Source organism: Hymenobacter cellulosivorans (genome assembly GCF_022919135.1).
GTDB classification, from domain to species: domain Bacteria; phylum Bacteroidota; class Bacteroidia; order Cytophagales; family Hymenobacteraceae; genus Hymenobacter; species Hymenobacter cellulosivorans.
On sequence record NZ_CP095049.1, the window covers coordinates 4,520,747 to 4,539,135 of the forward strand.

Consider the following 18,389-nt stretch of genomic DNA (forward strand, 5'->3'; position numbering starts at 1 on the left):
CTGCGCCTGAGTCAGATACCGTCTTCTCATAAACTGTAAAGCACAAAAAAAGCCGCCCCACCCGGAACGGCTTTTAGTGAAATCGAGAAACCGGAGAAAATTCCCACCCAACTCCGGCCCGATTCTAACCTCTGGACTTAGTGACGGAACAACAGTTCGCGGTACTTTACCAAAGGCCAGTCCTCATCGGCTACCATCAGCTCCAACTTGTCGACGGAGCGGCGAATGGTGTCGAAATGCGTTTTAACCGTGTCGCAGTACGCAATGGCACGCTCCCGGGTATCTTCAATTTTGTTGGCCACCTTACGGGCATTCACCATCTCATCTACCTGGGTTTTGATGGTGCTGATGTGGCGCGAAATGGCTTTGATGGTATCCACCGTCACCTGCGACAGCTCGTCGTCGAGGCCCAGCTCGCGCAGACCGCGCACGTTGGTGATGAGCTTGGTCTGGTAGGCCACGGCCGTCGGAATGATGTGGTTCACGGCCAGATCACCCATAACACGGCTCTCGATCTGGATTTTCTTCATGTATTCTTCCAGCAAGATGTCGTGGCGGGCGTGCAGCTCCACGTGCGAGAAGATGTTATGACGGGCAAACAGGTCGGCGGCGTCTTCGCGCACCAGGGCGTCGAGAGCCTGAGGCGTAGTCGGGATGTTCGACAGACCACGGCTAGCGGCCTCTTCCTTCCACTCGTCGGAGTAACCGTTGCCCTCGAAGCGGATGTTTTTGGAGCTGATAACGTACTCGCGCAGCACCTCCACGATGGCCACTTCCTTCTTTTTGCCCTGCTCAATCAGCGCGTCGACCGAGTTCTTAAACTCGATGAGCTGGTCGGCCACGATGGTATTGAGCACCGTCATCGATGACGAGCAGTTGGCCGACGAACCCACGGCGCGGAACTCGAACTTGTTGCCGGTGAAGGCGAAAGGCGAGGTACGGTTACGGTCGGTGTTGTCGAGCAGAATGGCCGGAATCTTGTCGATGCCGAGCTTGAGGTAGATGTTGTCGCCTTTGTCGAGCGGCAGCTTGGCCGTGCGCTCCAGCTCGTCGAGTACCGAGTTCAGCTGGGAACCCACGAAGACCGACATGATGGCCGGCGGGGCTTCGTTGGCACCGAGGCGGTGGTCATTGGAAGCCGAGGCAATGCTGGCGCGCAGCAAATCGCCGTAGCGGTGCACGGCCTTAATAGTCGTGATGAAGAACGCCAGGAACTGGAGGTTTTCCTTGGGGCGGCGGCCGGGAGCCAGCAGGTTGACGCCCGTGTCGGTGCTCATGGCCCAGTTGTTATGCTTGCCCGAGCCGTTGACGCCCGAGAAGGGCTTCTCGTGCAGCAGCACTTTCAGGTTGTGCTTCTCGGCCACACGGTCCATGATGTCCATGAGCAGCTGGTTATGGTCGACAGCCAAGTTAGCGTCCTCGAAAGTCGGGGCGCACTCAAACTGGTTGGGCGCTACTTCGTTGTGGCGGGTGCGCAGCGGAATACCGAGGCGGTTCGACTCTTCCTCGAAGTCAAGCATGAAGGCGTGTACCCGGCTCGGGATGGAGCCGAAGTAGTGGTCTTCGAGCTGCTGACCCTTGGCTGGAGCATGACCAAACAGCGTGCGGCCGGTCATTACCAGGTCGGGGCGGGCGTCGAACAGCGCCTTATCGACGATAAAGTACTCCTGCTCGATACCCAGCGTAGTGCTCACGCGGTTTACGTCCTTATCGAAGTACTGGCACACGTCGACGGCAGCCTGTTCCAACGCGGCCAGCGACTTGAGCAGTGGGGCTTTGTAGTCGAGGGCTTCACCGGTGTAAGCCACGAAAATCGTGGGAATGCACAGGGTTTTGGCGCCGGCCGTTTCGATGATGAAGGCGGGGGAAGTCGGGTCCCAGGCAGTGTAGCCACGGGCCTCGAAGGTATTGCGGATGCCGCCGTTGGGGAACGAGGAAGCATCGGGCTCCTGCTGCACCAGCGCCGAACCTTTAAAGTTCTCAACCGGGCGGCCGTCGGAGTTCAGATCAAAGAAAGAGTCGTGCTTCTCGGCCGTCGAGCCGGTCAGGGGCTGGAACCAGTGGGTGTAGTGCGTGGCACCCTTAGCCATGGCCCAGGTTTTCATGGCCGAAGCCACGGCGTCGGCTACGGAGCGCTCTACCGGCGAGCCTTGCTTGATAGCGGCTTGCAGCTTCTTGAAATATTCGCCCGGCATGGTAGCGCGCATGGCGTCCAGGTTGAACACGTTCTTGCCGAAGCTGTCGGAGCGACGCTCATCGGAAGTAACAACGGCCTGCGGCTTGCGCTGGTCGACTAACTCAAGAGCTTTAAAGCGGAGAATTGCCATGTACTGTTTAGACGGAAAGCAACGATGGGTAATTGACAGGGGCAAATGTAAGAGCACTCCCTTGGCATTTGCAACTACCACCCTTCAAATATGAGTAATTTTTCGACAAACACCCTAATTTTCCTTTCTAACCCTCTCCGATTCGGGGCACTTTACAAAATACTAACATGTTTTTACCAGCGACTACCCTAAAAAGGCAATTCAACCCGTGAATTTTCGGAATTGTGGTTTCCTAGGTCGGGTTTCGGTAGCCACTGGCTTTCCTCCTACCTTTGCGGGGTGAGAAACCGCTTTGCGTTCCAGCCCCGCTACTTTTTGTTCTGGCTGGTGTACTTCGTCATTACGAAGGCTGCTTTTTTACTTTACCACTTCACCCAAACGGCCGCCCTGCCACCAGGCAGCGTCGCGCGCATCTTTGGCTACGGCCTGCGCCTCGACGCTTCGGCCACGGCCTACCTGAGCGTAGTGCCCTTTCTGCTCTTCGCCATCGGCAGTGCCCTGCCCGCCCGCTGGTTTCCGCGCCGCCTGCTTACATTCTACTCGGCTGTGCTGGGCGTGGTGGTGGCCTTTTTCACCGTGGCCGACCTGGAGCTGTACCGGGCCTGGGGTTTCCGGCTCGACGCGACGCCGCTGCAGTATTTGAATTCGCCGGGCGAAATGGCGGCCTCGGCCGGCAGCGCGCCCCTCCTAGTATTAACGGGCATTCTGGCCGGCCTGCTCGGGCTGGGCTGGTGGCTATACCAAAAGATGGTGGGCCCGATTCCGGACTTGCCGCCGCACTTTGGCCGGCCCCGGGCCGTGCTGGCCAGCGTGTTGTACCTGGCCCTGCTCATTGTGCCCCTGCGCGGAGGCCTGCAGCAGATTCCCATCAACCAGAGCGACGTGTATTTCAGTGCCTTGCCCTTTGCCAACCATGCCGCCCTGAACGTGCCCTGGAATGTGGCCCAGACCCTGCTGCTGACCGACAACGGCCCGAACCCCTACCAGTTTATGCCCGACTCGGCCGCTACGCGCACCGTGCGCCAGCTCTATGCCCCAGCCCAGCCCGCCGCGCCCGATACAGCCCGTCTGCTGCGCACCACCCGACCCAACGTGCTGTTTATCATCCTGGAGAGTTTCACGGGTAAGTTTGTGGCCAGCACCGGCGGCGAAATCAACGTGACGCCCAACCTCGACAGCCTGGCCCGCACCGGGGTGCTCTTCAACAACATCTACGCGGCCGGCGACCGAAGCCAGAAGGGCCTGGTGGCTTTGCTTAGCGGCTACCCCAGCCAGCCCACCACCAGCATTATCAAGTACCCACGCAAAACCGAGCGGCTCCCCCACCTCTGCCGCTCCCTGGAGCAGGTTGGCTACAAGTCCCACTATTATTATGGCGGGGAACTGGCATTTGCCAACATGAAAAGCTACCTGGTGGCGGCCGGTTATGACCAGTTTACCGAACGAGCCGACTTCTCGCGCAGCCAGCAGAACTCCAAGTGGGGCGCCCAGGACCACGTGCTCTTCGACCGGGTGCTGCAGGATCTGAAGACGCAGCCGATGCCGTTTTTCGTTACGGCCTTCACCTTGAGCAGCCACGAGCCGTTCGAAATTCCGATAGCGCGCAAGTTTCCCGGCACCGACGAAACAGCCCTGTTCCGCAATTCCGTGTACTACACCGACTGGGCTCTGGGCCGCTTTCTGCACACAGCCCGGCAGCAGCCTTGGTGGGATAATACCCTGCTGGTACTCGTAGCCGACCACGGCCATACGCTGCCAGGCAACGACCCGAACGAGAGTGGCCGCAAATTCGGGATTCCGCTGGTGCTGGCCGGCGGCGCGCTACGCCCCGAAGCCCGCGGCCGGGTGTACTCGCAAATAGCCTCCCAGACTGACATCGCCGCCACGCTGCTGCGGCAGCTGCAGCTACCCACTGCCGACTACAAGTGGAGCCACGACTTGCTGCAGCCCCTGCGACAGCCGTTTGCTTTCTACTGCTTTTCCGACGGCTTCGGCATGGTCAGTTCCTCCGGCACGGTTACGTTCGACAACGTACCGCGCAAAGTAATCAAGAGCGACCCACGGGTCACGAAAGAGCAGCTGCGCCAGGGCCAGGCGTTTGAGCAGGCTTCGTATGAGGATTTTCTGCGTAAGTAAGCTTCGTTAGCGGCCAACTCAGCCGGACCGACTTTTCCCTATTGCTGCGTGATGCCACATCTGCTTTTTATTTACAATGCCGATACCGGGTTGGTCAACAGCTTGCTGGATTTGGCGCACAAGCTCGTTTCGCCGGCTACTTATCCGTGCTCCTTGTGCGCCATTACCCACGGCACCCGGATGCGCCCCGAATGGAAGGAGTTTGTGGCAGGCCTGCCCCTGCCGACGGAGTTTTTGCATCGAGACGAGTTCTTAGCAAGGTACCCGCAGCAGGCCGCTACGGCCCTGCCGGCCGTCTTTCTAACAAATGATATCGGTGAGCTAACGCCCTTTATTACGGCTGCCGAGCTCAACCAAACCGACCTGCCGGGCCTGATGCAGCTGATTCAGCAGCGGTTGGCCGCAGTAATGTAAGCGGGTCGGGCAGGGCTTCTTACCAAAAAGTTCACGCATTATTTCCGACGGCTGGTCCGTGCTTGAACTTCCGAAGCTGTATCTTTGTGGTCTTGACTTATGGAAACCAGAAAAGTTGCCTTTTATACGCTGGGCTGCAAGCTCAACTTCTCCGAAACGTCGGCCATCGGACGGCAGTTTGAGGAACGCGGGTTCAGCAAAGTAGCCTTCGAGGATGCTGCCGACATCTACGTCATCAATACCTGCTCCGTCACCGACCACGCCGACCGGAAGTGCCGCAAGGTGGTCAAGGAAGCCTTGAAGCATAATCCCGAGGCCTTCGTGACCATCGTGGGCTGTTACGCCCAGCTCAAGCCCCAGGAAATTGCCGAAATTCCCGGGGTGCACGCCGTACTTGGGGCCGCCGAGAAGTTTCAGCTCGTGGACATTCTGGCCGGGTTCGAAAAGCCCGCAATCGGGCAACCCGGTCATGTGCACGCCTCACCCATTGCGGCGGCCACCGAGTTTCACGCCGCCCACTCCTACGGCGACCGGACCCGTACCTTCCTCAAGGTGCAGGACGGCTGCGACTATTCCTGCTCATTCTGCACCATTCCTCTGGCCCGGGGCAAAAGTCGCTCGGGCAGCGTGCAAAGTGTGGTAGAGCGGGTGCAGAAGCTGGCCGAAACTGGCGTCAAGGAAATCGTGCTGACGGGTGTGAACCTGGGCGACTTCGGCTTGCAGGGCCCCGACCGGCAACGGCTGGAAGACTTCTACGACCTGGTCCAGGCCCTCGACGAGGTAGAAGGCATCGAGCGATTCCGCATCAGCAGCTGCGAGCCCAACCTGCTCACCGACGACATTATCCGCTTCGTAGCCCGCTCGAAGCGCTTTATGCCCCACTTCCACATCCCGTTGCAGTCGGGCTCCAATAAGATTCTGGGTCTAATGCGCCGCCGCTACCGCCGGGAGCTGTACCAGGAGCGCGTGGCCCTAATCAAGGAAGTAATGCCCCACGCCTGCATTGGCGTCGACGTCATCGTCGGCTTCCCCGGCGAAACTGAGGCCGATTTCCTGGAAACCTACCAGTTTCTGAACGATCTGGATGTGAGCTACCTGCACGTTTTCCCGTATTCGGAGCGCGAAAATACGCTGGCCCCCACGCTGCCCGGCCGGGTACAGGACCGCCACCGCCACGAGCGGACCACGCAGCTGCGCGGGTTGTCGGAAAAGAAGAAGCGCTATTTCTACGAGCAGCACTTAGGTACCGAAACGGCGGTCTTGTTTGAGGACGACGTGACCAACGGACACATGGAAGGTTTTACGCCGAACTACATCCGGGTAGTGGCCAAATATGACCCGCTGCTGGTGGGTGAACTGAAGCGCCTGCGCCTAACGGCTGTTAATCCGCAGAACCTGATGGAAGCCGAAGAGCTGGGCGTAGAAGTTTTTCAGCACTGAGGCCTCTCCTGGCTAGCAAATCAATCTGGCAACACTGCTTTTACCAACAAAAAAGGCCCGTCAACTGAAGTGACGGGCCTTTTTTGTTTTATCCAAATGAACAATATCTTACTTAACCATTTGTTGTTTCATCAAATCCATCATTTGCTGCATCATCCGCTGTTGTTCCTGCAGATGCTGGTTACGCAGTTCAGCCATAGCCAGCTGATGCGCCATTTGCTGAGTGTACAAAGCCGTCTGCCAGCTGATATCTGGTGCTGGTGCTGGTGCTGGTGCTGGTGCTGGTGCTGGTGCTGGTGCTGGTGCTGGTGACACAGCAGGGGCGGCCGCAACAGGCTCTATAACCGGGGCAGCCGCAGGTACTTCAGCTACAGCGCCTTCTTTTACGGGAGCTACTGTGGGTTCTACCACAACAGAGGCTGTTACAACTGCTGGCTCAGCAACTGGAGCGGATACAGAGGGGTTGGCAACTACTGGCTCCACAACAGGTGAATGACTTACAACAGACGCTTCTGGCCGGGGCTCTGCTACCCGGGCGCTAACTGTCGGCGCAGTTGGCACGGGGTCAATCGGCAGTGAGGAGCCGGCAACCAGCATACTGCCCGTTCCCTGCAACAGCCAATCTTTTGACACATTTGGATACACCTCAAAAATCTTACACAAAAGGTCAAACCCGGGCTTATTTCGCTCATCCACAATGTGCTGAATGACGGTTGCCGTCTTATCCAGCGACGAAGCAAAGGCATTTTTTGATATCCCCAAATGAGCAATAAGCTGTGTAAAGCGCTGCCCAACTGTTCCAGTAGCCACCATATCCAAATGTTTTATATCCCAAATGTAACAATAATACTGTTGCCGTGCATGTGGGGTTTTCTTTTTCTTTATGGAGCCGGCTTGCGCTACGGGCTGTAGCAATGCGGCTGCAGCCGTGCCTAGGGAAACACGTAGGTTTCGTCAGGCAAAAACTCAAAGTCGAGGCGTGACATACCCACGGGATGAAACAGCAGCAGTGCATCGGGACGCAGGGCGAATTCGGTTAGATGCAACGTAGATTCGTTCGGGCCAGCTGCAGCCCAATTGCCTGCCTCAAGTCTAATAGCTCCCTGTGGCGTGGTGCTCCATTCATTGAGGCCGTAAAGCTGCGCTACACGCGCAATCAGCGTTGAGTCGTCGCCGTAATAGGCCACTACGTCAGCCAGCTCGTCGTGCAAACGGCGGCGGATAGCGGCTCCTAGTCAACGCTCCAGTTGCGCGAGAGGGTCGGCAACTAGCTTTGGAAGCGTCACCAGCCGGCCGGTGCGCAAATCGAAGGTCAGGTGGCTGGTGCCCGGTTGGACGAGGCCCTGATCTTTCCGCTGAAACTGAAAGGAAAGCAGATAATTCTGGTTGAGCAGCACCTCGTACGTCATGCCGGTCAGACCGCTGCCCGCGGCCAGCCAGTGGCGACTTTCTTCATCATAGCAGCATTCGCGGGCCAGCTGGGTCAGTTGCCGCCGCGGACTAGCAGTCGAGTCGACAGCGCTGCTATAGTCGGTGACGAGGCCTAGCAGCTGCCGGTTGATGCGCCGGGCCACGACCGTATTGGGCAGCCGAACCTGGGGAATTTGAAAGTTTCCGCCCCTGCCTTCATGGGTGATGGTATATACCTGGGCCTGCTGGCCGGGCCGTATTTGGGCCCCGGCCGCCGAGCAACCAGCCAGCCCCACTCCTATCCTCAGCAACCACCGCAGCAGCTGCTTCACTTACCCGACCTTTAGCCCACCAGTAACGCTTTATTCGTAGCGCAGAGACTCAATCGGGTCGAGGCCGGCGGCTTTGCTGGCCGGGTAGTAGCCCGAGGCCAAGCCCACGGCAATGCAGATGGCCAGGCCCAGCGTCATCCAGAACCAGGGCACCAAGAAGGCGCCTTCGCCGATGAGCAGGGAAATCGAGTTGCCCATCGTGACGCCGAGCAGGATGCCGAGCAAACCGCCCATCACGCAGATTACGATGGCCTCAATCAGGAACTGCTGGCGAATCTGGCGGGAAGTGGCGCCCAGAGCCTTGCGGATCCCGATTTCGCGGGTGCGCTCGGTCACCGATACCATCATGATATTCATCAGGGCAATACTGGCCCCAAGCAGGGTAATGAAGCCCACTAAGCCGCCCCCCACGCGCAGGTTACCCGAGAGGGAGTCGAGCTTGCCGGCCAGCGAGTCGCTACGTTCCACGTCGAAGCTGTCTTCCTGTCCGAGCTGGTCGTGGCGCACGGCGCGCATGATGCCGGTGGCTTGCCCCGTGAGATAAGCCAAGTTTTCAGGCTCCAGTGTTGCCGTTTTCACGTCGTAGGTCAGGGCCCGCTGCCGGGGCATCTGGTTGCCGGTTTCCAACGGAATCAGCACCATCCGGTCGGCTCCGCCCCCGCCCATGGTCGAGCCGCTTTTTTCCAGCTCGCCTACCACCTGAAAGCGGCGGCCCAGCAGGTAGATGTACTTATCGACCGGGCTCTGGTTGGGAAACAGCTTGTCGGTAATTTCCTTGCCTACGATGGCCACGTTAGTGCCGTTTTCTAGCTCAATCGACGAAAAGGCCCGGCCCCGGGCCAGGTTGTAGTTCTGAATCTGGAGGTAGTTTTCGTCGCCGGCCACCACACTCATATTCGGGTTGGTTTTCTTGCCGTTAGACTTCACCTCGGCCGCCCCGGCAATGAAGGCGGAAATACCAACCTGCCCGTCGTCGCCGACCTGTTCCTTGTACTGCTGGGCCTGCAGGTAGGTAATGGCCGGATACACTTTGTCCTGCACCCCGCCGCGCCGCATGCGGTTAAAGTAGCCCTTGGCCTTGATTTCGAAAGAATTGGCGCCCAGGCTGGCAAACGTCTGGTTCAGGGAATACTTAATGGCGTCGATGGCCGTCAGGATGCCAACCAACGACATGATACCGATGCTCACAATCAGGGCCGTCAGGACGGTCCGCAGCAAGTTGCTGTGAATGGAGCGAAACGCCTCCTTGATGTTTTCGAGCAGGTGCATAGCAGCTAAGGATAAAATCGACCGGAAGTAAAAAGCTAAAACTGGCTTTATCGGGCTTAAACACCGATTTTAAGCCATACACGGGCTCCGCAAGGTAACCCGTTTCCGGCAAACTCCGGGCCGTTTCGCTACATTTGTTTAGGCCCGCCCGGCCCACCCTGGCAACCCCAACGGAATTCTCTGCGTCGGTTTGTTGTACGGTTGTTGTACCCCTTCTTCCCTGACTTAGCAGAACCCGATGGTGCTGAAGCGAATTTTGCCTTTGCTGCTGCTGGTGGCTCTCTGGCTTGGTGGCCCGGCCGCAGCCTGGGCCAACCACGTTTTTATTCCGATGGACCAGGCGCAGAAAGAGCACCTGAAGGCCTACGGCATTGCCTACTGGCTGCTGGCCCGGCAGGTGGAAGTCGACTGGCTGCTGAACTACCGCGGGGGCAGCTTTGCCTGCGAGGCGGCCCAGGGCCTGGAGAATGAGCTGGCCGTGCGCGGCATCAGCTACCAGGTCATTTCCGAAGCCCAGTACAGCAGCATCCTGCAGCAAATTGCCGACCCCAACGCCAACATGGACATCATGAAGCTGGAGAAGGCACCCAAAATTGCGGTGTACACGCCCAAGGGCAAGCAACCCTGGGACGACGCGGTGACGATGGTGCTGACCTACGCCGAAATTCCCTACACCGAAATCTACGACGACGACGTGCTCAACGGGGTGCTGCCCAAGTACGACTGGCTGCACCTGCACCACGAGGACTTCACCGGCGAATACGGCAAGTTCTATGCCTCCTACCGCAACCGGCCCTGGTACCAGCAGCAGCAGCGCGACGCGGAGGCTGCCGCCAAACGCCACGGCTTCAACAAGGTAAGCCAGATGAAGGGCGCCGTCGTGACCAAGATGCAGGAATTCATTGCCGGCGGCGGATTCCAGTTTGCCATGTGCTCGGCCACCGACACCTACGACATTGCCCTGGCCGGCCTGGGCCTGGATATGGTGGAAAGCATGTACGACGGCGACCCGGCCGACCCCACGGCCCAGTCCAAGCTCAACTTCAACCGCACCCTGGCTTTTAAGGATTTCCAGATCGTGCGGGACCCGTATCAGTACGAGTACTCCAATATCGACATGCAGCCCGGGGAGCGGGGCGTGTACGAGGACAACGACTATTTCCAGCTCTTCACTTTCTCGGCCAAGTACGACCCGGTGCCGACCATGCTGACCCAGAACCACGAAAAAACCATCAAGGGCTTTATGGGCCAGACCACCGCCTTCCGCAAGCAGCTCATCAAGTCGGACGTGGTGGTGATGGGCGACAACAAGGCCTCGGGAGAAGTGCGCTACATGCACGGCACGCTGGGCAAGGGTACCTGGACCTTTTATGGCGGCCACGACCCGGAAGACTACCAGCACCTGGTGGAGGAAGAGCCCACCGACCTGGCGCTGCACCCCAATTCGCCTGGTTACCGCCTGATTCTGAATAATATCTTGTTTCCGGCGGCCAAGAAGAAAAAGCAAAAGACCTAAGCCATAGGGCCCTTCTGAATTCGGTAATAAAAAAGCCTGCTGCAGTCCGCAGCAGGCTTTTTTATTACCGGCCTACTGCCCTACTTTACTTGCCCTTCTATACTAAGCTAACTCTTCCCTATCCATGATGTACTTCGTTCCCCGGTTTCGTGCTCTGCTGCTGTGGCTGAGCCTATGCCTGCCGTTTGTGCTGCTTGCCTGCTCTAAAGAAGATATTGCCCAACCTACAACCGGAATAGTAGAGGGCACCGTTTCTCCGGCTCATGCGCTGCAGCTGGTGACGGCGACAGGCCCTGACGGGCGCACGTTTGAGGCGACACCGGATGGTACTACCGGCCAGTTTAGCTTAACCAGCTTACCCGCCGGTGTCTATACCCTGACATTCCGTTCCGTAACGGGCTATGTGAATCCGGACCCGGTGAAAGTAACAGCTGAACCCGGCCGCTCGGTATCAGTGGGCCGCATCGTTTCGGTCCGGGATGGCAAAATTCGGGGTATGATGACGTGGAATGTGGGCTCTACCTCCTATTCCGCCACACTCTACTATGGAAGCATCCGTAAATCGAGCATGATTCTGACCGGGACCACCAGTCTGGGCTCGGTTTGGCAACAAGTCAGCCTGGTTATTCCCGGGGAGGGGTTTGGCACTGCCGCTCCCTTCAAAGGCGTGGGCACATACCCGCTAGAAACGTCCGACTACCTCTTCGCCGATTTTACGTCCTATGCTAATGGCAACCCGATCAGGCATGTTACAGGTTTTCCTGGCAAACCGGGAGGCACAATCACAATAACCAGCTTCGACGAAAATGCCCGCACCGTCGCCGGGACGTTTGAGTTTGTGGGTACCCCACTTACCCTTGGGTATGAGGACGTAGCGGTAACGAACGGCCGTTTCAACGTAACATACTAAACAGCCCAGCCGCCAGTAGCCGAGAGAGCCTGCTGGGTTCCGGCGCAATTGCCAAAAGCCCCGCTGGATACCCTAGTGGGGCTTTTGGCAGTTACATCACGGGGCGGGATGGCCAACGGGAAGTGCGGGCTCGGGCATATTGTTTGAACCGAACCGTTGCTTCGACAAACTAAATCCCGTAAGCTCCCCGTATACCAAACAACCATGGCCCGCCTAGCTACGGCCACAAAGCTGCTTTTTGCACCAACGCCCCTCGTATGAACCTAGAGCACATCAACTATGGCCTCTCGGCCAGCCAGGAAGAAACCAAACCGATTGAGGAGATGCCCAACCCGCTGCCGCGGGCCGTACTACGCCTGAATAACCACGCCCTGCTCGACGGGGAATGGAACTTCGCCCTCGACGCCGACGACCGGGGCCTGCGGGATGGATGGTATTTGGGGCACAACTATGAATACAAAGCCCAGTGGCCCGGCTCCATCGAGGCGCACATGGCCCAGGCCAAAGGCCAGAGCCAGCCTACGCAGTGGCAGGATCGGGTGGTAGCCTGGTACGAGCGGGAGTTTACCCTGCCCGAGGTCGAGGAGCCCCTGCTGCGCTCCATGTTTCAGCTCACCTTCGGGGCCTGCGGCTACGAAACCCGGGTGTGGCTCAACGGCCGGCAGCTGCGCACCATCGAGGGCGAAGACGTGCACTACGGCGAGTATACCTCGTTTTCCTACGAGCTGCGGGAAGAAAACCTGCATCTGGTCAACCGGCTCACCGTCCGCATTGCCGACACGATGGACGCCGAAACTACCCGGGGCAAGCAGGAGTCACACATTTATAAGCGCGGCGGTATCTGGTACCAGACCTATACTGGGGCCGTGCGCAGCGTGTGGCTGGAAATGGTGGAGCGCAACCGGCTCCGCTCCCGCGTGGGCGTCGACAGCGTGGTAGAAGACCAGCTCGTGCGCTTCAACATCACCACTCGTATTCACGACCCAGGCCTGTATACGTTGCGGCTGCAGGTATATGAGCGGGGCCGCAAAAACGGCACGCCTCCCCTCTATACTTCCGACTTTCCCCTGCGCCTGGAAGCCGGGCAGCGGCAGCAGCGCGTGGTGCTGGAGATGCCCGGCGCCCGGCTTTGGTCCCCGGAAGCGCCCAACCTCTACCAGCTCGTGGCCCAGCTCGTGGACTCGGAAGGCTACGCGGCCCAGATTGAAACCCACTTCGGCCTGCGTAAAATCGAGTCCCGGGGTAAGCACGTATACCTGAACAACGAACCTACCTACCTCGACGGCATCCTCTACCAGCCCGGCACGGCTACTTACGAGGAAATGCAGCGCCACATGCACGCCATGCAGAAGCTGGGCTGCAATCTGGTGCGGGTACACATTGCCGGCGTCGACCCGCGCATCTACAACCTAGCCGACGAACTGGGCCTGCTCTTGTGGGTGGAAGTGCCGAGCCCGCACACCTCTAGCCCGCGCAGCCGCCAAAACCATAAAGAGGAACTGCTGCGCATGCTGGCCCTGATTGAGTCCCACCCGTCGGTGGTTATCTGGAGCCTGTATAACGAGGACTGGGGCTGCCAGGACATTGCCACCAACCCCGAAACCCGGCGCTACATCACCGACACCTACCACTACATGCAGATCGAGCATCCGCAGTTTCTGGTGGTCGATAACGACGGCTGGCAGCATATTTCCCAGGAAGGCCGTTTGAAGTCGGACCTGCTCACGGCCCACCTCTACACGCCCGACCTGCCCCGCTGGCGCGACCTGCTCGACCGGCTCGTGGCTGGGGAAATGATCGGCGTGGCGGCTTTTCCGCTGGTTATCGGCGACGCGTTTTTCTACCGCCGCCAGAAACCACTGATTGTCAGTGAGTGGGGCGGCTTTGGCTTTGCCGATTACGGCGGCCCCCAAGCCGGGGAAGAGCGCACCGAGCGGATTCGGCAGTTTAAACAGGAACTGCGGGCCCGCTCCATTGCCGGCGACGTGTATACCCAAGCCACCAACATTGAGGATGAGCGCAATGGCGTAATCGACCCGCACACCGGCGAATTGTCGGTGCCGCCGGGCCTGCTCAACTCCCGCCAGTTTGAAGGGCCGCGCTAGCACTCCTGGTGTCAATTTTCCGAGGCATAGAAAAGCCCGGCTGCTACAGGCCTGTAGCAGCCGGGCTTTTTGTACTTATCGTTGAACCCGGACCTGACTGCCGCCTTCTACTTATCGAAGTGCACGAACTGCCGCGGAAACTCGGGTATCTCGACGTTATTGTAGGGGTCCACGTCGAGCGTGAGCTGAATCATCACCGGCTGCCCCTTGGTTATGCCGTAGGCCAGAAGCTCGTAGGATGTTCCCGTCTCGGTGGGGTGGCTAAACTTGAAGGCCTTGGCTGGGGTGCCCTGAATAAAGCAGGCCATTTCCTGTAAGTCCTTGCCTTTTAGCTTCTTCATTCGTTGTTTGGTGTAATCAGCCGGGGCCCCGTTGCGCAGGTCCGCGGGATTGAGGTACATCAGCATCAGGTCAAACTTGTCGGCCTTCACCTCGTACGACGACACCAGCGTGGCACCTTCCGGGAGAGGATAATCCTGTCCGCAGAAGTTGACCGAGGCCGGACTCGTTTGCCCAAAGGCAACGACAGAGGTAAATAACAGGAGCAGGGTATACAGTACTTTCATGGTCAGTAAAGTAAAACGTTTTAGTTAATAAGCAGAACAGCAGCAACTGCTATTTTTTTCATTACCAATATTCCGGCCATAAATCCGGCTAGTGCATCCGGTCATCGCGCACGGGCAGGTTGGTAATTATTTCACCCTCAATCTTGAGTAGTTCCTGCAGGCGGGCGTCTACCTCCTTGGGGTCGCGGTATTCCTTGGCCAGATCCACGTAGCTCACGAAGTGGGCCGCCTCCGAAACCATCAGTTCGTAGTAAAACTTGCTCAGGTCAGGATCGGGAATGTGTTTCCACAGCAGCTTAAACCGCTCGCAGCTGCGGGCCTCAATCAGGGCCGACACCAGCAGCATATCCATCAGTTGCCGGTCGCGGTGGTCGCCACGGCGCACGTGGGTCATGAGCTGCACCACGTACTCGTCGCGCCGCTGCGGGCCCAGCTCGAAGCCCCGCTTGCGCAGCTCGAGCAACACCCGCTCAAAGTGGGCCCACTCCTCGGCCACTAGGGCGGTAAGCTCGTCCACGAGGCGGGTTTTCTCGGGGTACTTCACAATCAGGGAAATACCGGTGCTAGCCGCCTTCTGCTCGCAGTAAGCGTGGTCGACGAGAATATCCTCAATGTTTTTGCTGGCAATATCCACCCACCGTGGGTCGGTATTGAGTTTGAGCTTGAGAATGGTTTTTTCCTTGGGTTCGAAGGGTTCCATATTATGCAAAGCGCCGCCGGACGCTGGATTCGTTATCTACCTTAATCAAAAAACTGCCACCGAATCCCGAACTGAAAACGGCGGGGCAGCCCCGTGTAGAGCGGGGTAGCAAAGTAGCCGTTCCCAGTATTGTAGAGCCCCTGGTTGATGTAAGCCATCTTCAAAAATACGGATACAGTTTTAATATCCGTCACCAAAAACACGTCGGCCACGGCGTAGCTACGGATGCTGAAGTGGTCTTGCAGATAAAACTGCTGGGTTGTGGGGTTGTAGTCGTAGCCCTTGAAGCGCGACTGAAAATACACATCGGCCCCAATCTGGCTGAACATGGCCTTCTTGAACAGGTAGCCCTGGTAGTAAGCCCGGCTATTGGCGACCAGCTTGGGAATGCGCAGCCCCTCGTCTTCCCCGCCCAGCGTACCGGTCCCCAGGTTGTCGAAGAAGAACTTGCCCAGGTTGAAGCGGTGCCGCAAGGTGCCAATAAGCAGCACCTTGGCCTCATCGAGCTGGGCCGGCACGGCAGCCTGGTTGTAGTACACCAGGTCGTTGATGGTGACGAAGCTGCCCGAAGCCTCGAGGTGGTGGCGCCCCAGCTGCTGGTTGAGCCGGCCAGTTAGTTGGTTAACCAGCGTGTTCTGGAACTCGGCCCCGGAGTTGCGGGTGTGGTCCCAGGCATAGTGGTTGCCCTCGAAGCGCTGCTGGGTGAGCGTGGGCGAATACGAGGAGCTGTAAAACTCGCCGCTCAGGGGCCCCAGCCGGGCCGTGCCCCGGAACCAGTATTCGCTAAAGGCTTTGCTCTGGTCTCCGGCCACCTGCGGGCCCAGGATTTCGCCAGCCGTTTCCACGGCCACCAGGTCGCGGTAGCGGAAACTGGCCGTGCCGCCCAGAAAAATCTGGCCGTAGCGCAGCTGGTAAGGAATTGAGTCGCCGCGGCTCAAGTAGCGATTCTGGACGTTTTTGGTAAATAAATTGGCGTTGCGGTAGCGCCCGTAGAGGCGGTAGCCTACGGCCGGGGTGTGGCCCATCACGCCCACTTCGTTTTCCAGCTGCCGGTATTCTGACCGGTCGTTGGTCAGGTTGGCGTTCAGCCGGGGCTCCGAATTGTAAAACTGAAGCAGACCGGTGGTGGCATTGACGGGCAACGGGCCGTTGCGAGGCCGGTCGGTGTAGTTGTTGAACTGCCGCTTCCAGTCGAAGATGTGGTAGGCCGTCAGGCCCCGGCCCAGCAGCCGCAGGGTTTGCACCAGCCGGATTTCGTCCCGATCATCAATGTTCAATGACCGCTCCAGCCGGACATCCTCCAGATCGTAGCCGAACAGGCTGCCCGGGCGGGGGGCGCCCTTCCGGTCGCCTTCTTCAATTCTATCCGTGGGGCCGTAGCTAATTCCACCCTGCTCGGGGACGCGGTGGCGGGCGGTATTGATGTTGAACAGGGCGTGGTACCGGTCGTCCTGGGTTTGGTAGCGGGCAAACAACAGCACGTTGCTGTGCTCAGTTAAGTTTTCCCGCCCGTTGGCTGCTATGACCTTACGGGAGGCAAACCGCTCGTAGGCTAGGCCCACGTTCAGGTTTCTGCCCAGGCTGCGCGAGTACGACAGCTCGAACACCTGCTCACCCACAGCACTCTGGATAAAGCGGAAAAACGTGAAGGGCGAACGGGTATCGTAGTAAGGAATTTCAGCCGAATTGCGGGCAAATTTGTCAAACACAGTGCGGCCGTAGCGGGCCCCAATGCCGTTGTTGGGCTCCCAGAGCAGGCGGCGCGAGGCCGTCCCGATGTTGCCCAGATCCTGCTGGAAGGTCGTATCGTGAAACCAGTACCGGTCGCGCACCTGATTGGTAAGCGTAGTATCGATAACCCGGCCTTCGTACTGCTCGCGCATGATGTCGGCCTCGTACAGGACCCGGGTGGTTTTGGCCCCGTAGATGACTTTGGTGGAGTCGTCGAGGACCTGGGCCCGCAGCAGAGCCGGCCACAGGAGCAGCCCGAGCAGCAGAACAAAGGAAACGCGGTGAAAAAAGCGGAAGGAAGCCAACGGAACGAGCAGATCAGACAACAGCGTGGGGCTGAAATAAGGAAGAAAGCAACTGCTGCAACTGGGCAGCCCCATCGGCCAGAAACTCGACCTGGATGGGAATATAAAAGATGGGCAGAGCTGCCACGGCCGCCTGCAGAGCAGGCTCCAGTAGCCGGACGGCGTCCTTTTGAGTAGTGAAAACGCTCTGACCCGGTTGTAATTGTTTGGCTACGGCCGCAATATCAGCGGCAGTAAAGGCATGGTGGTCGGCAAAAGCGGCGTGGTGCACAATCTGGTAGCCCGCCCCGGTCAGATAGTCGAGCAGCGGACCCGGCTGGGCAATGCCGGTCAGCAGCACGATTTCCGGACTTCCGACCTGCCCGGTACCACCCACCGCTACCGGCGCCCCGTAGGCGTAGGTCGAAAACAGCACCAGCACCCGCGGCCGGGTGTAGCGCCGCACCCAGGCGGTAATAGCGGCTTGCTGGGCCGCGTTCAGAAGTGATTCACACTTGGTTACGACCACCACATCGGCCCGACGGGCCCCGACCCGGCTTTCGCGCAGCCGGCCGGCCGGCAGCACGTAGTCCTGGTAGAAAGGCCGTTGCTGCTCGGTCAGCAGAATATTCAGGGTAGGCTGCACGCGGCGGTGCTGGTAGGCATCGTCGAGCACCACGACGGAGGGTGCCGGTTCCTGCCGCAGCAGATTTTCCAGTCCCGTCCGCCGGTTTTCGCACACGACAACCGGCACCTGGCCCCGAAAGTCCTGGTAGTGCTGCAGGGGCTCGTCGCCGATGGTAGCGGCCGTAGCCGCAGCATCGGCCTCGATATAGCCCCGGGTTTGGCGGCCGTAGCCCCGGCTCAGAATGGCCGGCTGCTGCCCGGCCGCCTGCAACTGGCGCACCAGCCAAGCCACGTGGGGCGTTTTGCCCGTGCCTCCGGCCCGCAGGTTGCCTACGCTGATAACGGGCACTGCAAACCGCGCGGTTTCTTTTATACCCTTGTCGTATAGCCAGTTGCGCACACCCAGCACCGCGGCGTACAGCCAAGCGAAGGGCAACAGCAGCAAGGCTAACGGATGAGGCATAAGAAGGCGGCAACAAGGCAGAGCCACAAAAGTACGCCTACTTCGCCAAGCTACGAAACCTGGCGGAGCTACCGGGCTGCTATTCGGGTCCGCCGCAGCTAACCGGGCCACCCGACCGGACCGCGCGGCTTCTGCGTATGCCCAAATTCTACGCCCTAC

Annotated in this window: 15 protein-coding genes; 6 read left to right on the plus strand and 9 right to left on the minus strand. The window is 59.0% G+C overall.

The annotated features are described in order from the left end of the window. Nucleotides 1-137 precede the first annotated feature (137 nt). The gene (locus tag MUN80_RS19190; RefSeq protein ID WP_244715335.1) at nucleotides 138-2,327 is read right to left on the minus strand and encodes a glutamine synthetase III family protein; all 2,190 of its coding nucleotides are present in this window, start codon (nucleotides 2,325-2,327) and stop codon (nucleotides 138-140) included. A 279-nt stretch (nucleotides 2,328-2,606) separates the two neighbouring features. Between MUN80_RS19190 and MUN80_RS19195 the strand changes: the two genes are divergently transcribed. The 3 genes from MUN80_RS19195 (at nucleotide 2,607) to mtaB (ending at nucleotide 6,317) form a co-directional block, all read left to right on the plus strand. After that, nucleotides 2,607-4,463, plus strand: coding sequence for an LTA synthase family protein (locus MUN80_RS19195; protein WP_244715337.1), 1,857 nt, complete (start codon nucleotides 2,607-2,609; stop codon nucleotides 4,461-4,463). A 51-nt stretch (nucleotides 4,464-4,514) separates the two neighbouring features. Beyond that, a complete protein-coding gene (locus tag MUN80_RS19200) occupies nucleotides 4,515-4,877 on the plus strand; it encodes a hypothetical protein (RefSeq protein WP_244715339.1) in 363 nt (120 codons plus the stop codon). A gap of 99 nt (nucleotides 4,878-4,976) precedes the next feature. Continuing rightward, nucleotides 4,977-6,317 carry a tRNA (N(6)-L-threonylcarbamoyladenosine(37)-C(2))-methylthiotransferase MtaB gene (mtaB, locus tag MUN80_RS19205; RefSeq protein ID WP_244715341.1) on the plus strand — a complete coding sequence of 447 codons (1,341 nt, stop codon included), beginning with the start codon at nucleotides 4,977-4,979 and terminating at the stop codon, nucleotides 6,315-6,317. A 108-nt stretch (nucleotides 6,318-6,425) separates the two neighbouring features. Here mtaB and MUN80_RS19210 read toward each other — a convergent pair whose 3' ends face one another. The 4 genes from MUN80_RS19210 to MUN80_RS19225 are packed head-to-tail and all read right to left on the minus strand — an operon-like array spanning nucleotide 6,426 to nucleotide 9,328. Then, complete coding sequence (locus MUN80_RS19210; RefSeq protein ID WP_244715343.1) at nucleotides 6,426-7,232, minus strand: ribonuclease E domain-containing protein; 807 nt, start codon at nucleotides 7,230-7,232, stop codon at nucleotides 6,426-6,428. Between the two features lie 17 nt (nucleotides 7,233-7,249). Then, on the minus strand, nucleotides 7,250-7,528 hold the full coding sequence (locus tag MUN80_RS19215) for a hypothetical protein (RefSeq protein ID WP_244715345.1): 279 nt from the start codon (nucleotides 7,526-7,528) through the stop codon (nucleotides 7,250-7,252). Nucleotides 7,529-7,552: 24 nt separating this feature from the next. Next, complete coding sequence (locus MUN80_RS19220) at nucleotides 7,553-8,059, minus strand: hypothetical protein (RefSeq protein WP_244715347.1); 507 nt, start codon at nucleotides 8,057-8,059, stop codon at nucleotides 7,553-7,555. Nucleotides 8,060-8,089: 30 nt separating this feature from the next. Next, a complete protein-coding gene (locus MUN80_RS19225; protein WP_244715349.1) occupies nucleotides 8,090-9,328 on the minus strand; it encodes an ABC transporter permease in 1,239 nt (412 codons plus the stop codon). 238 nt (nucleotides 9,329-9,566) lie between these two features. Between MUN80_RS19225 and MUN80_RS19230 the strand changes: the two genes are divergently transcribed. From MUN80_RS19230 to MUN80_RS19240, 3 genes are all read left to right on the plus strand, one after another. Next, nucleotides 9,567-10,844: an asparagine synthetase B gene (locus tag MUN80_RS19230; protein ID WP_244715351.1), complete on the plus strand. Its 1,278-nt coding sequence runs from the start codon at nucleotides 9,567-9,569 to the stop codon at nucleotides 10,842-10,844. Nucleotides 10,845-10,968: 124 nt separating this feature from the next. Further along, nucleotides 10,969-11,754: a DUF6252 domain-containing protein gene (locus MUN80_RS19235; protein WP_244715352.1), complete on the plus strand. Its 786-nt coding sequence runs from the start codon at nucleotides 10,969-10,971 to the stop codon at nucleotides 11,752-11,754. A 257-nt stretch (nucleotides 11,755-12,011) separates the two neighbouring features. Then, entirely contained in the window at nucleotides 12,012-13,859 is a 1,848-nt protein-coding gene (locus MUN80_RS19240) for a glycoside hydrolase family 2 protein (protein ID WP_244715354.1), read from the plus strand. A 107-nt stretch (nucleotides 13,860-13,966) separates the two neighbouring features. Here the strand turns inward: MUN80_RS19240 and MUN80_RS19245 are convergent, their stop codons facing one another. From MUN80_RS19245 to lpxK, 4 genes are all read right to left on the minus strand, one after another. Further along, nucleotides 13,967-14,425, minus strand: a complete 459-nt coding sequence (locus MUN80_RS19245; RefSeq protein ID WP_244715356.1) for a hypothetical protein — start codon at nucleotides 14,423-14,425, stop codon at nucleotides 13,967-13,969. A gap of 88 nt (nucleotides 14,426-14,513) precedes the next feature. Next, complete coding sequence (locus tag MUN80_RS19250) at nucleotides 14,514-15,125, minus strand: MiaE family protein (protein WP_244715358.1); 612 nt, start codon at nucleotides 15,123-15,125, stop codon at nucleotides 14,514-14,516. 41 nt (nucleotides 15,126-15,166) lie between these two features. After that, nucleotides 15,167-17,182: a putative porin gene (locus MUN80_RS19255; RefSeq protein WP_244715360.1), complete on the minus strand. Its 2,016-nt coding sequence runs from the start codon at nucleotides 17,180-17,182 to the stop codon at nucleotides 15,167-15,169. Then, complete coding sequence (gene lpxK, locus MUN80_RS19260) at nucleotides 17,175-18,230, minus strand: tetraacyldisaccharide 4'-kinase (RefSeq protein ID WP_244715362.1); 1,056 nt, start codon at nucleotides 18,228-18,230, stop codon at nucleotides 17,175-17,177. The genes MUN80_RS19255 and lpxK overlap by 8 nt, the downstream gene beginning before the upstream one ends. Nucleotides 18,231-18,389 lie beyond the last annotated feature (159 nt).

What these genes read in the sequence shown, in the direction of transcription:
- MUN80_RS19190 (WP_244715335.1), bottom strand. Translation starts at nt 2,327, where the DNA reads ATGGCAATTCTCCGCTTTAAAGCTCTTGAGTTAGTCGACCAGCGCAAG.
- MUN80_RS19200 (WP_244715339.1), top strand. Translation starts at nt 4,515, where the DNA reads ATGCCACATCTGCTTTTTATTTACAATGCCGATACCGGGTTGGTCAAC.
- mtaB (WP_244715341.1), top strand. Translation starts at nt 4,977, where the DNA reads ATGGAAACCAGAAAAGTTGCCTTTTATACGCTGGGCTGCAAGCTCAAC.
- MUN80_RS19225 (WP_244715349.1), bottom strand. Translation starts at nt 9,328, where the DNA reads ATGCACCTGCTCGAAAACATCAAGGAGGCGTTTCGCTCCATTCACAGC.
- MUN80_RS19230 (WP_244715351.1), top strand. Translation starts at nt 9,567, where the DNA reads ATGGTGCTGAAGCGAATTTTGCCTTTGCTGCTGCTGGTGGCTCTCTGG.
- MUN80_RS19235 (WP_244715352.1), top strand. Translation starts at nt 10,969, where the DNA reads ATGATGTACTTCGTTCCCCGGTTTCGTGCTCTGCTGCTGTGGCTGAGC.
- MUN80_RS19240 (WP_244715354.1), top strand. Translation starts at nt 12,012, where the DNA reads ATGAACCTAGAGCACATCAACTATGGCCTCTCGGCCAGCCAGGAAGAA.
- MUN80_RS19245 (WP_244715356.1), bottom strand. Translation starts at nt 14,425, where the DNA reads ATGAAAGTACTGTATACCCTGCTCCTGTTATTTACCTCTGTCGTTGCC.
- MUN80_RS19250 (WP_244715358.1), bottom strand. Translation starts at nt 15,125, where the DNA reads ATGGAACCCTTCGAACCCAAGGAAAAAACCATTCTCAAGCTCAAACTC.
- lpxK (WP_244715362.1), bottom strand. Translation starts at nt 18,230, where the DNA reads ATGCCTCATCCGTTAGCCTTGCTGCTGTTGCCCTTCGCTTGGCTGTAC.